The 14261-nt window shown below is 60.5% G+C and carries 13 protein-coding genes and 1 pseudogene; 4 read left to right on the plus strand and 10 right to left on the minus strand.

Annotated elements, in window-relative coordinates:
- Positions 1–76: 76 nt before the first annotated feature.
- Positions 77–325: a hypothetical protein gene (locus BJ928_RS23695; RefSeq protein WP_047632612.1), complete on the plus strand. Its 249-nt coding sequence runs from the start codon at positions 77–79 to the stop codon at positions 323–325.
- Positions 322–735, plus strand: coding sequence for a type II toxin-antitoxin system VapC family toxin (locus BJ928_RS23700; protein ID WP_047632614.1), 414 nt, complete (start codon positions 322–324; stop codon positions 733–735). The genes BJ928_RS23695 and BJ928_RS23700 overlap by 4 nt, the downstream gene beginning before the upstream one ends.
- 57 nt (positions 736–792) lie before the next feature.
- Here the strand turns inward: BJ928_RS23700 and ugpC are convergent, their stop codons facing one another.
- From ugpC to BJ928_RS23735, 7 genes are all read right to left on the minus strand, one after another.
- On the minus strand, positions 793–1866 hold the full coding sequence (ugpC, locus tag BJ928_RS23705) for a sn-glycerol-3-phosphate ABC transporter ATP-binding protein UgpC (RefSeq protein ID WP_047632616.1): 1074 nt from the start codon (positions 1864–1866) through the stop codon (positions 793–795).
- 1 nt (position 1867) lies between these two features.
- The gene (locus BJ928_RS23710; protein WP_047632618.1) at positions 1868–3799 is read right to left on the minus strand and encodes a glycoside hydrolase family 127 protein; all 1932 of its coding nucleotides are present in this window, start codon (positions 3797–3799) and stop codon (positions 1868–1870) included.
- Between the two features lie 24 nt (positions 3800–3823).
- Entirely contained in the window at positions 3824–4687 is an 864-nt protein-coding gene (locus BJ928_RS23715; protein ID WP_047632619.1) for a carbohydrate ABC transporter permease, read from the minus strand.
- Complete coding sequence (locus tag BJ928_RS23720; RefSeq protein ID WP_047632621.1) at positions 4684–5601, minus strand: sugar ABC transporter permease; 918 nt, start codon at positions 5599–5601, stop codon at positions 4684–4686. The genes BJ928_RS23715 and BJ928_RS23720 overlap by 4 nt, the downstream gene beginning before the upstream one ends.
- A gap of 64 nt (positions 5602–5665) precedes the next feature.
- Positions 5666–6907: a sugar ABC transporter substrate-binding protein gene (locus BJ928_RS23725; RefSeq protein ID WP_047632623.1), complete on the minus strand. Its 1242-nt coding sequence runs from the start codon at positions 6905–6907 to the stop codon at positions 5666–5668.
- A gap of 39 nt (positions 6908–6946) precedes the next feature.
- Entirely contained in the window at positions 6947–7903 is a 957-nt protein-coding gene (locus BJ928_RS23730) for a LacI family DNA-binding transcriptional regulator (protein WP_245432513.1), read from the minus strand.
- Positions 7900–8124: a hypothetical protein gene (locus BJ928_RS23735; protein ID WP_047632627.1), complete on the minus strand. Its 225-nt coding sequence runs from the start codon at positions 8122–8124 to the stop codon at positions 7900–7902. Before BJ928_RS23735 ends, BJ928_RS23730 begins: the two co-directional genes overlap by 4 nt.
- A 187-nt stretch (positions 8125–8311) precedes the next feature.
- On the opposite strand from BJ928_RS23735, the pseudogene BJ928_RS23740 reads away from it, so the two are divergent.
- Positions 8312–8485: pseudogene (locus tag BJ928_RS23740) on the plus strand (helix-turn-helix domain-containing protein); the annotation flags it as partial.
- A gap of 218 nt (positions 8486–8703) precedes the next feature.
- Here BJ928_RS23740 and BJ928_RS23745 read toward each other — a convergent pair.
- Positions 8704–8970 (minus strand): helix-turn-helix transcriptional regulator, encoded by a 267-nt coding sequence (locus BJ928_RS23745; RefSeq protein WP_047632631.1) that lies wholly within the window; start codon positions 8968–8970, stop codon positions 8704–8706.
- A gap of 451 nt (positions 8971–9421) precedes the next feature.
- On the opposite strand from BJ928_RS23745, the gene BJ928_RS23750 reads away from it, so the two are divergent.
- Positions 9422–9634: a hypothetical protein gene (locus tag BJ928_RS23750; protein WP_052227753.1), complete on the plus strand. Its 213-nt coding sequence runs from the start codon at positions 9422–9424 to the stop codon at positions 9632–9634.
- A 79-nt stretch (positions 9635–9713) separates the two neighbouring features.
- On the opposite strand, the gene BJ928_RS38890 is transcribed toward BJ928_RS23750, so the two are convergent.
- Together BJ928_RS38890 and putA are read right to left on the minus strand one after the other, a co-directional pair.
- Positions 9714–9872 carry a hypothetical protein gene (locus tag BJ928_RS38890; protein WP_156151447.1) on the minus strand — a complete coding sequence of 53 codons (159 nt, stop codon included), beginning with the start codon at positions 9870–9872 and terminating at the stop codon, positions 9714–9716.
- A gap of 664 nt (positions 9873–10536) precedes the next feature.
- The gene (gene putA, locus BJ928_RS23755; protein WP_047632633.1) at positions 10537–14241 is read right to left on the minus strand and encodes a trifunctional transcriptional regulator/proline dehydrogenase/L-glutamate gamma-semialdehyde dehydrogenase; all 3705 of its coding nucleotides are present in this window, start codon (positions 14239–14241) and stop codon (positions 10537–10539) included.
- Positions 14242–14261: the final 20 nt, after the last annotated feature.

The raw sequence follows: 14261 nt of genomic DNA on the forward strand, positions 1-14261 counted from the left end.
GAGCCATCTAGCCATCCCTTGCCATCTTGATGGCTGGATGGCAGATCGCTATATTCATCTCCAACAGGAGACAGATATGGCTGAACCGCAATTATCCGTTCGTAGTGCCAGGGCGCGTGACCTCGCGCATCGGCTCGCCCGGCGCGAAAACCGGACAATCGCCGATATAGTCGAACGAGCGCTGGAAGCATACGAGATTCGGGAGGCGGGTCGGGAACCCGCCTCGACCTTCTATGCTCGAATGGCCATGCGCGACGATGATGATATTGACCTTGAATCTATCATTCGCGAGGGGCGTCAACTCAATCACGGTATCGATCTGTGATATTTCTGGACACAAACGTTATTTCCGAAACTTTTAGGAAACTGCCTGATGAAGCCGTGATCTCATGGCTTGGTCGGTATGATGCGGAGATAGCACTTTCGACTGTGGCTATTGCTGAAATCGCCTTTGGTATTCAAAAGATCGCGCCGGACCAGCGGGCTGGCCGGTTAGAGCAGAGATTGTCCGAATGGCGCTATCGTTTTGCCGATCGGATCTTCGGTCTTACCGAAGAGGCCGCATTGGACTATGGCGAACTCATGGGCGCGGCAAAGAGGCAAGGGCGCCCGATGTCGACGGCAGATGGCATGATTGCCGCCATCGCTCGAGTCAACGGTGGACGGTTGGCCACTCGCAATCTATCCGATTTCCGTGACGCTGGGCTCAGCCTGATATCTCCGTGGGAATTCTAGTCCGCCTGGAATGGCGAGTGCCCATTCTGGCATGTGTGCCGGTTTTCGACAGTGCAGCTACCGCAGCCTTTCCCCCTGATTGTCGAAATAGCGCCGCCGTTCCGGCGGGCAGTGCAAATGGAGCCTGTCGCCGCGCCCAATTTCCGGCCCGTCGCGATATTCGGCGATGAGGGGCTGGCCGTCTTCCGTCTGGCAATAGAGATAGCGGGTGCCGCCAAGATATTCGGTGACGTCGACGGTGACCTGCAAGGCATCTTCCGCGCTGGGAGCGACGACAAGATGTTCGGGGCGCATACCAAGCAGGAGCTTTTCGCCCGATGACGGCTTGTGCTGGCTTAGAGCGACCGTGACGCTACCATCGCCGACCTTCGCCGTGCCGTCACCGGACCATGTGGCCTCGATCATGTTCATCCTCGGCGAGCCGATGAAGCCGGCGACAAAACTGTTGGCCGGGTCTTCATAGACCTCGCGCGGGCTGCCCACCTGTTCGATCCGACCGTCTCTCAGCACGACGATCCTGTCTGCGAGCGTCATGGCCTCGGTCTGGTCATGGGTGACATAGATCATCGTATTGCCGAGCTCTCGGTGAAGCCGGGCAATTTCGATGCGCATCGAGACGCGCAGCTCCGCGTCTAGATTGGAGAGGGGTTCGTCGAAGAGGAAGACATCCGGCTCGCGAACGATGGCGCGACCGATGGCGACACGCTGGCGCTGGCCGCCGGAAAGCTGTCCCGGCCGGCGATCGAGCAGGTGATCGATCTTGAGGATCGCGGCGGCGGAACGCACGCGTCTTTCGATTTCGGATGCAGCGGTCCGGGCCATCTTCAGCCCGAAACCGAGATTGTCGCGGACGCTCATATGCGGATAGAGCGCGTAGGACTGGAAGACCATGGCGATGCCGCGCTCGGAGGGATCAAGATCGGTGACGTCCCGGCCCTTGATGGCGATTTCGCCGTCGGTGACTTCCTCCAGCCCGGCAATCATGCGCAGCAGCGTGGACTTGCCGCAGCCGGAGGGGCCGACGAAGACGACGAAAGCGCCTTCCGGTATGTCGAGATCTACGCCGTGAATGACCTCAAGCCCGCCAAAACTCTTGCGGACGCCGGTCAGGCGCATGCCCTTGTTCGTCATGTCAGGCTCCGTGACGCATCTGATCGGCGCGGAGCCAGACCAGCATTTCGCCGGGCTCGCGATTGTCCCAGAGATGATAGGGGACGAAACGGGCGGTGGAAGGCGTGCCCTTTGGCGGTGTTGTACGGTAGAGATCGGTGCCCCAGTCAGCCGCGTCGCGCGTCACCGGCACATCGAGTGCGACCGCTCCTTCCAGCGCGGCGATTTCCGCGGTCTTGGCGGATGCCGGGTTGCTGGAAAGCGAAATGCCGTTCAGGTCTTGGCCATTGTCCGTGGTCTCGACGCAATAGACCAGCGGCCCGCGCATCAGCGCGGCGCGTCCGGCATCCTGACGGACTTTCGGATTGGCAAACAAAGTGCGAGGGATAAGGGGGAGGACAAGATCGATGCTGTCGCCCGCCTGCCATTCCCGTTCGATGCGGGCATAGCCGTCGACGGTAATCGTTGCGAGATCGACCGGCGCGTCATTGACTGCAAGCGTGGCACCTTCGGCCCATTCGGGGATGCGCAGCGACAGAGCAAATTCCGCTGCGCGATCGGGATTGACATCGAAGCGGATTGCGCCGTCCCAGGGATAGCGCGTCGTCTGGGAAAGCTGCACGGTCACGCCGCCTGCGAGCGGCACGCGGGCCTTGCTCTCGCCGTAGAGATGGACGGCGATTTCATTGTCGGCTGCGGCATACATATAGGAGCCGACGGAGGCGAGCAGCCGCGCGATATTTGGCGGGCAGCAGGGGCAATGATGCCAGGTCCAGCGGTGATGCTTGCCGGCGCTCTCCAGCGGGTTTTCGTAGAAGAAGGTCTTGCCGTCCTGCGACAGGCCCGCCATGGCGCCGTTATAGAGCGCCACTTCCATGATGTCGGCATAGCGGCGGTTCGGGCCGCGGCCGAGCATGCGGTTCGCCCAGAAGACCAGACCGACGGAGGCGCAGGTCTCGGCATAGGCGCTTTCGTTCGGCAGGTCGTAATAGTCGGTAAAGCCCTCGTTGGAGGCAGCCGGCCCGATGCCGCCGGTCACATACATCTGCTTGGTCGTCAGATCGTCCCAGAGTGTCTCGAGTGCTGAAGTCAGCGTGTCGTCGTTATATTCCGTCGCGATATCGGCCATGCCGGAATAGAGATACATGGCGCGCACGGCGTGACCCACGACCTTGGTCTGATCACGCACCGGCAGATGCGACTGGCTGTATTCATAGGTCTTCTGCACGAAATTCTTGGGGTCGCGACCGTCGCGAAGCGCCTCGTCGGTGAAGAAATGTGGTTCCTGGCCGCGTTCGTCGATGAAATATTTGGCAAGGTCGAGATACTTCTTCTCGCCCGTAACGCGGGCGAGCTTGACGAGGGCCAGTTCCACTTCCTCGTGGCCGCAATAGCCGCGAAGCTGGCCTTCGCCATGGCCGAAGACGGTGATCATGTAGTCGGCAAAGCGGCTCATGATGTCGAGCAGCTTGCGCTTGCCCGTTGCCTGGTAATAGGCGACAGCCGCTTCGATCAGATGTCCCGCGCAATAAAGCTCATGATGATCGCGGAGATTGGTCCAGCGGCGGCCGGGCTGTACGCGTTGGAACCAGGCATTCAGATAGCCGTCCTTGTCCTGCATCTTTTCATACATGTCGATGATGGCGTCCGCGCGCGCCTCCAGTTCGGCGTTGGGACGGCGATAGAGGGAATAGGCGATGGTTTCGATCGACTTGCCGAGGTCGCTATCCCAGAACATCTGCGTCGAGCCCGACCAGGTCTGCAGAGGGATGACGATGCCGGGGCTAGGCTGGTCGACGTCGATGGCCTTGATCATGCCTGCCTCGACACAGCGGTCGAGGAGGGTCGCCGCAGTCGAGTTGCAGATGGCATCCTGGCGGGCGCCGAACAGGCCGGCAAGCTCGACATTCGGGACGGGCAGGGGGCGAAACTGGCGGTTTTCTCTGTCAGACATGGCTTTGATCCGTTGTTGAAGGGGTTATTTCACCGCGCCGGCCATCAGCCCGCGCATGTAGTAGCGTTGCAGAAGCAGAAAGACGATGACGCAGGGGATGGTCATGACGGCGATGCCGGCCTGCACCGCGCCCCAGTTGACGGCGCCGAGGCGGCCGGTCCTGACGGCGATCATCAGCACCGGCAGGGTGAATTTCTCGTTGCTCGACAGGAGCACCAATGCCGCCAGGAACTCGTTCCAGGCATTGAGGAAGGCGAAGATCGCAACGGTCGCGACGCCAGGCAATACCAAGGGGAAGAGAACGCGGAACAGCAGTTTCAGATCGCGGGCGCCATCGATGCGCGCGGCTTCCTCGATCTCCTTCGGCACGGCGTCGAAGGCGTTGCGCATCATGAAGACCGAGAAGGGCAGTTGCAGCGTCACATAGACGAGCGTCAGTCCGATCAACGAGTTGTTGAGGCCGAGCCTTGCCAGGATGATGAAGAGCGGCGTCAGGATCGACTGGAAGGGGATCATCAGCGTTGCGATGATCAGGATGAAGAGCGCGCCCTTGAAGGGGAAGCGATAGCGAGAGAAACCATAGCCGGCCAGCAGGCTGACGATGACAGTCAAAAGCACGGTCACGACCGAGACGAAAAGCGAGTTCAGCGTATGCTGCAGCACGCCGGCGCCGAAACCATCGAGCGAACGATAGGCGTCGAAGCTGAAGCCGGTCGTCGGCCATGGCGGCAGCGGCGGAAGGCTGGCCTCGGTTCCATGCCGGAACGACGACAGAAGCGCGATCGCGAAAGGCGCGAAGAAGAAGATGACGATGACGACGCCAATGCCGTGATAGCCGATGCCGCCTAAGAGCTTGCGCCTTGCGCGGCGCTCCTTTGCCGTGGTCATGGCTTGTCCTCCCCGACGCGCAGCAGCCAGAGCTGGACGATGCTGATCAGCACCAGGATGACGAGGAGCGCGATCGAGAGCGCTGCGCCATAGCCGAGATTGAAGGACACGAAGGACTGGTTGAAGATGTAATAGACCACCGAGATCATCCGGTTTTGCGGGCCGCCTGATGTCATGATGTAGAACTGGTCGAAGGCGAGCACCGAGCCGGTGATGGAAATGATCAGCGCGAGTGCGATCGTGCGGCGCATCAAAGGCAGGGTAAGATGCCGGAAACGCTGCCAGCGCTTGGCGCCATCGATGCGGGCGGCCTCGGTCAATTCGGAAGGGATCGCCTGCAGGCCGGTCAGCAAGATGATCATGGTGAAGCCGGCGATCTTCCAGACCACCATGACGATGATGGTTGCAAATGCCATGTCGAAATCGGCCAGCAGGTTCGGTCTTTTATCGACGAGGCCAAGCGCCTGCGCAACCGGCGAGAAGAAGCCGCTGTCGACATTGGCAAGCCAGACCCAGAGCAGCGATGCGGTCGCAAGCCCGACGACGACGGGAAGGAAGATGATCGTTCGATAGAAGCCGACGAACGGCCGGTGCTTCTCGACGAAGAAGGCGAGCGGGAAGGCAACGGCGAAAATCGCGATGGTGACGACGACGGTGTAATAGGCGGTGAAGCGCAACGCTGCCATGAAACGCATGTCGGAGAGCATGCGGATATAGTTGCCGAAGCCGATCCAGCGCGGATTGCCGAGCAGCGGCCAGTTATGAAGGCTCATCCAGACGGTGAAGACGACTGGTACGATGAAGAAGACGATGACAAGCGCCATGGCCGGCGCGATGTAAAGAAATCCGTGCCAGCTAGCACGCCTTCGCCGCTTGCGCGGCCGCGCGACTGCAATAGCTCCAGGGCCAGCCATGGAATGCTCCCGATGTTGCGATGGAAGAACCGGGAAGCCTTGCAGCTCCCCGGCGTTCACAGATCTACTGCTGTTGCGCGTTGTCGATGATCGACTGCATTTCCGACTGGGCGTTGGAGAAGGCGCCATCGACATCGGTTCCGAAGATGGCCGCGTTGGTAAAGCCCGCCCATGGGCCGTTGGCGCTGTTGATCAGGTCGTTGAACTGCAGCGTGTAGGGCGTCTTGGCAATCGCGATTGCCTTCAGCCCGACCTGCATGCGCGGGTCGAGGCCTTCAAGCACCTGTTGCGCGATATCGCCGCGCGTCGGCAGGCTGCCGTATTTTGCCATGATCTTCTGTCCCTCGAGCGAATAGGTATATTCGAGGAACTTCTTCACGGCATCGAGCTTCTTCGTGCCCTTCGAGATCACGAAATTGTCGCCACCGGCAAAGGAAGACGGCTTGCCGTCGACGCCGGGGATCAGCGTCACCCCGAAGTGGATATCGGGATATTGGGTGATCAGCGTGCCGATCGAGAAGGCGCCGATGCTCTGCTGTCCGATCTTGCCGTTGCTGATGCTGAGGAAATTGGCGCCGGTGTCGCTTGCGGCACCCGCCGGCACCAGATCCTTCTTGACCATGTCGCGATAGAAGCCGACCGCCTTGCGCATCTGCGGCGTGTCGAGGGTCGCCGTCTTGCCGTCCGCCGAGAGAATGTCGGCGCCTGCGCCCCAGACGAGCGGGGTGAAGGTGAAGATCATGCAGCCGCCACAGCCGCCGCCGGAGAAGTAGAAACCATAGGTATCGCCTCCGAGCGCGCGGATCTTTTCGGCATTCTGCTCGATCTCTTCCCAGGTCGTCGGAGCCTTCTCCGGATCGAGGCCGGCCTTCTTGTAGAGATCCTTGTTCCAGGCGAAGACCGAGGTCTCGACGGATAGCGGCAGGCCATAGATATGGCCGTCATAGGTGCCGAGCTTCACATGCGACGGCGAGAGCGAATTGAAATAGGGCAGGCTTTTGGCCCAATCCGTGAGGTCCGCAAGCTGGCCGGCGGCGGCGAAGGCCGGCGTATAGATGAGGTCCATCGACAGCGCATCGGGCGCCTGGCCGCCGGCAATCGCCGTTGCATACTTCTGGACGAGTTCGGCAAAGGGCACTTCCGTCAGCGTGACCTTGTCGTCATGGCCGGCATTATAGGCCTCGACGACCTTCTTGAAGGAATCTCCGATGCCGCTTCGCACCCACATGGAGATGTTTTCGGCGGATGCGGCGGATGCAAGCATTAAGGATATAAGGCCGGTTGCGGCCAGAAATCGCTTCATCATGTTCTCCTCCCTTGGGCAACTCCCATTGCCCTTTCTTGATTAAACTCCGGGGTCCCCCCCGCATGACTGCCGCACGACAAGCTCGCAGGGCAATGTCCTGATCCCCGGTTCGACGCTGCGCCCCTCCGCCAGCGCCAAAACCGTCAGCCCTGCCTCACGACCGAGCGCCTTGAGATTCATATCGACCGTCGTCAGCGGCGGTCTTGTCTGCGCAGCGACGATCTCCCAATTGTCGAAGCCGACAACCGAGACATCTTCCGGCACCCGCACACCACGCTCGCGCAGCGCATCGACCACCGCCCGCGCGATCTGATCGTTGCCGCAGAAGATCGCGTCCGGCTTTTCCCCAACGGCATCCCAGAGCCGCGCCACGGCCTCATGGCCCCAGGCCTCGGACCAATTGCCGTAAAGGACCGGCAGCTGATCGCCGACGAGGCCGCGATAGGCCTTGGCACGCTCGCGCACCGAGACGAAGCTGTCGGGGCCGGTTACATGCGCGATCCGGCTCCGGCCGAGGCCCTTGAGCCACTCGACGGCAAGGACCGCGCCCTGATAGTCGTCGGCGCAGAAGGTGACACTGTCAGGCGCACCCTCGGTAAAGGCATAGACGACAGGGACTGGCAGGTCAGACAGATCCACCGGCAGGCGGCGGTCGATCCGCTTGCCCGAGGCGATGATGCCATCCACATGCTTGTCCAGCAGCGCGTCCACATGAACCTTTCCAAGCGCTGGATCATCCTCGATCGTGCAGAGGAAAACCGAGACACCATGATCGACGAGCGCCTCCGTGATGCCGGCCATGACCGGCAGCGTGAAGCGGCCATATGTATCGTTGGTCAAAAGACCGATCGTAAACGTGCGGTTGCTGAGCAATCCCTTGGCGAGCGCATTCGGACGGAAGCCGATCTCGGCAGCTGCGCGCTTGACCCTTTCCCGGGTCTCGTCGCCCATGCGACCGGTATTGTTCAAGGCTTTGGATGCCGTCGAAATGCTCACACCCGCAGCTGCCGCAACGTCGTGAATCGTTGCGCGTCCGCTTTTCGCACGCTGATTTTCCAGATGTCTTCTCCCAATCGAATTTTCCTGAGAAAAGCTTTTCTCAACGCGGGAGTCAACAAGAGAAAAGCTTTTCTCAAAATTTTCTGCGCCGAGGAGACCGAGGCGGCGAGAAGCGGCGCGGATACCACGCTGTTTAATGCATTGGGGATAGCGCTCACCGATATTGCCGCCGCAACGATGGTTTATAAAGTTGCAGTTTCAAACGGAGGAGGCGAGAGACATGCTCACGTGCGAAATCGTAGAAGTGCAAGTCGTTTAGAGCGTTTCCCTGACTGATTGAATCGAATTGCTTTTCAAATCACTTGGATTCTGATTCAAGCTATCTGCCGCTGGAGGTCGGCAGATATGTCGAAAGCCCTTTCTGTTGATCTTCGCATGCGTGTGCTTGCCGCCGTCGATGGCGGAGCGTCGCATAGGGAGGCTGCGGAGCGTTTCGGCGTGAGCGCGGCAAGCGTGAGCCGTTGGCGTAATCTGCAAATTCGGCAGGGGAACGTTCGTCTCGGCCCGCTCGGTGGCGACCTAATGGGCGATCTACCGGCTTTGCCGATGGCATTGAGGACGGCTCGGTTGGAATCCTCCACGAGATGTCAACAATCGGCGACCTGATCGGTGTGGACCAAATTCTCAATACAGATCGACGTCACAAAGAAGAGTTAACTAAGATCATCGGCAAATCATTGCGAGTCACGCGGTTTGCAGCTCGGAATTGTTCCGATAGTCGCATCCCAAGGTCGAGGTTAGGGCGCCTTTTGCTTGCGGCCTGAGCGAAGACCCGGAGGCTTCTTGTTCTCGGGGTTAATTTCCGCGAACAGCTCAGAAACATTCACAGACAAGACTTTTGCGAGGGCTTCAAGGGTCCCTACAGTGACGTTTTCTGTGCCTCTTTCAACGCGTCCAACGTAAGAGCGGTCAATTCCGGCCTCGAACGCCAGCCGCTCCTGCGACAGTCCTTTGGCGACCCGAAGTCGTCTTAGATTCCAGCCGATGGTCTGCCGCACGTTCATCTTGCAACAAATGCATATTAACGGCTTGACAATCGACGGACTGATAGTCCCTAATTAATTGCGATACGTTCCGAGTGTAAGGCAGTGGGACGAATAGGGCATGGAATTATGCCTTCAGATCCACTTTGTTCCTCTGGTCGAGGAGTTAGCCCCGTCACAGTGGCGGCGAATAGCTGGGTCACCAACCCGACGGTCAACAACGATACGCGGGCGTCAGATTTTGAGAACTTCTGAATGCGAGGATGCCATTGAGGGCTGGTCGTGCAGCGAGATTCTTCATCAAAAACTCATCCGTTCGGCGGGCAGCGGGTTGGCAAATCGACGTTCAACTGATCCAGGCCATCGACAGCCATGTCTGCAGGCTTCCGGCTTGTTACAAAGAAGGGACGGTCGGAAGGGGAAATTAACCCGCAAGCGCGCAAGCGATCGATTGAATGTGAGGAAGCATATCATGAGCATGGACAACGTCGTGATTGAGGATTGGTACGCCCTGAGCGAAGCCGAGGCGATCGAGATGGCCATCGACCGGCATGGTAAAGATGGAACGACTTCGGTTGCCTATTGCGCGCTTGAGGCGTGGGGCGACCGCAGTGACCCTAAGTATCAATTTTGGTTTGGTCTGTTTCTCAAACTGGTACAGCGAGAGCATGTCGGCTGGGCCTAGAGATCAGGACGCGTGTTGGCGTCTCGTTCGCGAGATATTTGCGAGAACCGCGCGCCCACGTCCTGTTTCCCCTGATCAGTTAGGCGTGCACTTCACGATCGTCTTGTTCAACAAAGACGATATCTTGCATGCCGTTCAGACGCTTCGCGAAATTGATGGACATCAGCGCATTGGCATCGTCTTTAGCGCAGGCGGAACTGCCCTGTGGCGGGCCGTCAAAGCGGGATTGAATCTCCATGCCCTGATATGTGTATCGTCAACAAGGCCGCGCTTTGAAACATCTCCTCCAAACATACCTACAATGGTTATTTGGGGAGAATTAGATCCATCTCGGCCAACCGAAGACTGGAACAATGCTGTTCCAGGCGGCTGGAAAACTTACACCGCTAAGCAGCACGACTTCTATCGTCGCGACATTTCTACGCCAAAATCGACGCTGCTGAGGAACATTACCGCCTTTGTCGAAGACTGTTCCCCCTTGCGTTGCCGTAATCCCATGCCGCCGCTCGAAGACAACTTCGATCGATGCGGGCAGCGCCTATCCGTATACCTTCAGTGCCCATGATGATGTCTGGCGGTCATATTGCTCTGGCAAAAACCGCTACGCTCTTTTGCGCGATAAGCGTCAAGCACGGTAGATCTCCTGAGCGATATCTCTCGGATAGTATCCCAAACAGCCTTCGACTGCCGTGTTGGACATGATCGCAGCGGAAATGCCTTAGGAATTGGCTTCATGCGGCAGCGCGCTGCATCGTCCGCAGCGTGCCAGGCGCCCTGAGCTTGGCGAAGGAGGCTAAGGCCTTGAAGGTCGGGGATGGCCCGCGCCTTCCGGCCAGCAAAAAAGCGGCGGTCGGGACTTTTGTCGGCCCGGCCGTCGCGGAAATTTCAGCTTGCGGCCGGTGTTAGCCGATCGTCATCAGGCTGGCATTGCCGCCGGCCGCCGCTGTGTTGATCGACGTCGTCACCTCTTCGAGCAGCCAGTTCAGGCAATAGGCGCCGGCGTTTTGAGCGATTTCTTCGCTCGAGGCTGCCTGCGTCAGAACCAACGGACCCGGAATTGCCGAAATCACCTTGATCGCCTGCTGAACCCGCTCGGCATCACCCTCGATGAGAGCGCCGGCGAAAGGTCCATCCGCAGCCCAATCCTTCGACCAGGAGATGCGGTTTGCGACCTGGGCGGGCAGGTTGCAAAGCTCTTCCTGCAGGCCCGATGCGGCATCGATGACGATCGAATTGCCTGTGGCAAGCCCGGCGGCGATCTGAACATGGAGGCCAAGTGCCGTCTGCGGAGCGAGCAGGACTCTGCCGCGCGGGTGCAGCGCATAGAGGTTCAGCTCGCCGACCGGGCCTTGAAGCTCGGTATTGAAGCCGAGCGAAGACTGGGCGGCCACGGCGCGTGCCTGGTTGGCTGCATCTGCGTTCCCCTTGCTTTCGAGCCAGGCGACGAACTGTTGCGCGGCCGGATCGCTTTGCACCGAGGCATCGCGCAACGGTTCGGTAGAGGAGGCGACCAGGCGACGCAGATACATCGGGCCGCCGGCCTTCGGGCCGGTGCCGGAAAGGCCGCGGCCGCCGAAGGGCTGGACGCCGACGACCGCGCCGATGATGTTGCGGTTGACATAGAGATTGCCGGCGCGCACGCGCTCGGTGACATGGGCGATCGTATCGTCAAGGCGGGTATGCAGCCCGAAAGTCAGGCCGTAGCCGGAGGCATTGATATCGGCAATCAGCTTGTCGAGCCCCTTGCGCTGATAGCGCATGATATGCAGGACGGGACCGAACACCTCCCGCTTGAGATCGCTCAATTTCTTCAGTTCGATGATTGTGGGAGCAACGAAAGTGCCCTTGGCAGCGGTCGAGGGAAGATCGAGCTGTTCGACATTGCAGCCGAGCTGGCGCATGCGCTCGATATGGTCATCGATGCCACGCTTGGCATTGTCGTCGATAACCGGGCCGATATCGACGGCAAGGCGATCGGTCTTGCCGACAGAGAGTTCGCGAAGCGCGCCGCGCAGCATGGTCAGGGTACGATCCGCGACTTCCTCCTGCAGGCAGAGCACGCGCAATGCCGAGCAACGCTGGCCAGCGCTGTCGAAGGCCGAGGCGATGACGTCGCCGACGACCTGCTCGGCGAGCGCCGAGGAATCGACGATCATACCGTTCTGGCCGCCGGTTTCGGCGATCAGCGGGATCGGCTTGCCGAATTTGGAGAGGCGTTCGGCAAGCTGCGCCTGAATCAGGCGGGCAACCTCGGTCGAGCCGGTGAACATGACACCGGCGGTTTCGGGGGCGCCGACGAGGGCGGCACCCATTCTGCCGCTGCCGGGTGCGAATTGCAGCACGTCACGGGGAATGCCGGCTTCATGCAGAATGCGGACACCTTGCGCGGCAATCAGCGGCGTATTGCCGGCGGCCTTGGCGACGACGGGATTGCCGGCGACGAGCGCGGCCGCGACCTGGCCGGTGAAAATCGCCAGCGGGAAATTCCATGGGCTGATGCAGACGACAGGGCCGAGTGGCATGCTCTCCGGCGTCAGCACCTTGCGGGCCTGAGCGGCGTAATAGCGAAGGAAGTCGATCGCTTCCCGGATTTCGCCGACGGCGTTTGCCGCGGATTTGCCGGCTTCGCGGATGGTCAGGCCGACGAGAACCGGCATCTCGCTCTGCATGAGGTCAGCAGCGCGCTCAAGGATCGCGGCACGCTCGTCGGGGCGCACGGCTGCCCAGTGCTCAGCAGCCGTTGCTGCGAGCCGCATGACATCGGGCGCATCCTGCGGTTCGAGCTCGGTGACGTGGCCGACGATATCGGCATGGTCGGCGGGGTTGAGAACGGCGCGGGCCACGCCGCGCTCGGAGCCATCGGCCAGAAGTGGCTTTGCGACCCAATCGCTGGCTGCAGAGGTCTGCAGCTGCCTGGACAGCTCGGTAAGCGCGGTTTCATTCGACAGGTCGATGCCGCCGGAGTTCTGCCGCGCGGCACCGAAGAGGTCCACCGGGAGAACGATCTTATCGTGCTGCGCGCCGACAACGGTCATCGCGCGCACGCGCTCGACGGGATCGGCAATCAGCTCGGAGACCGGCACTGAGGGATCGGCGATCTTGTTGACGAAGGAGGAGTTGGCGCCATTCTCAAGCAAGCGCCGGACGAGATAGGCAAGCAGCGTCTCATGCGTGCCGACGGGCGCATAGATGCGACAGGGTCGGTTGAGATTCTGTGCGCCGACGACCTCTTCATAGAGCGGCTCGCCCATGCCATGCAGGCATTGGAATTCATACTTGCCAACCGAAAAGTCGCTGCCGGCCATCTGGTAGATGGTGGCCAGGCTCTGGGCATTATGAGTGGCAAACTGTGGGAAGACCACATCGGTCGCGGCAAGCAGTTTCTTGGCACAGGCGACATAGGATACGTCGGTATAGATCTTGCGGGTATAGACGGGGAAGCCGTCCAGGCCGTCCAGCTGCGCGCGCTTGATCTCTGCGTCCCAATAGGCGCCCTTGACGAGACGAACCATCAGGCGGTGGCCGGAGCGACGGGCAAGATCGATGATGAAGTCGAGGACGAAGGGGCAACGCTTGCCATAAGCTTGCACGACGAAGCCGATGCCGTCCCAGCCGGAAAGATCCGGATCGAGGCACAGTTCTTCCAGGAGATCGAGCGAGAGTTCGAGCCGGTCGGCCTCCTCGGCGTCGATGTTGAGGCCGATATTGTAGCCCTTGGAGAGCAGCGCCAGCGCCTTCACCTTCGGCAGAAGCTCGCCCATGACCCTGTCGGCCTGCGAGCGCGAATAGCGGGGATGCAGCGCTGAGAGCTTGATGGAGATGCCGGGGCCTTCATAGATGCCGCGGCCGGCGGATGCCTTGCCAATCGCATGGATCGCGTTTTCGTAGTCGCGATAGTAGCGCTCGGCATCGGCATGGGTCGTCGCGGCTTCGCCAAGCATGTCGTAGGAGTAGCGGAAACCCTTTGCTTCGAGCGCGCGCGCGCGCTTCAACGCTTCATCGATGGTCTCGCCGGTGACGAACTGCTCGCCCATCATGCGCATGGCCATGTCGACACCACGCCGGATGACCGGCTCGCCGGCACGCGCGATCAGCTTCGTCAGCGAGGCGGAGAGTCCGCTTTCGTTGACGGTCGAGGTCAGCTTGCCGGTGACGACCAATCCCCAGGTGGCGGCATTGACGAACATCGAGCGGCCGCCGCCGATATGCGACTTCCAGTCGCCGCCGGCGATCTTGTCCCGGATCAGGGCATCACGGGTTGCCGTGTCGGGAATGCGCAGCAGCGCCTCGGCGAGGCACATCAGCGCAACACCTTCCTGGCTCGAAAGGGAATATTCCTGCACCAGGCCTTCGACGCCATCGCCCTTGTGTTTGGCGCGTAGCGCCTCGATCAGCTTCTGGGCCGTCTTCTTCGCACTTTCGCGCGTGCTTTCAGGAAGGGTTGCCGCGTCAACGAGGAAGGGCAGGCACTCCGTTTCCGGACGTCTGTAGGCGGCGGTGATTGCCTGACGGAGCGCGCTCTGTTCCCGGATGGGCGGCGCGAAATGCGAAAATGGGGCAGCGTCCGGGGCTGGTTCTTCAGTGGCGAGCTTGGCAGAGACAGTCATGATAACCTCAAGGTGCAAGG

It is taken from the genome of Rhizobium sp. WW_1, assembly GCF_003610155.1.
In the GTDB taxonomy this organism is placed as follows: Bacteria; Pseudomonadota; Alphaproteobacteria; order Rhizobiales; family Rhizobiaceae; genus Rhizobium; species Rhizobium tropici_A.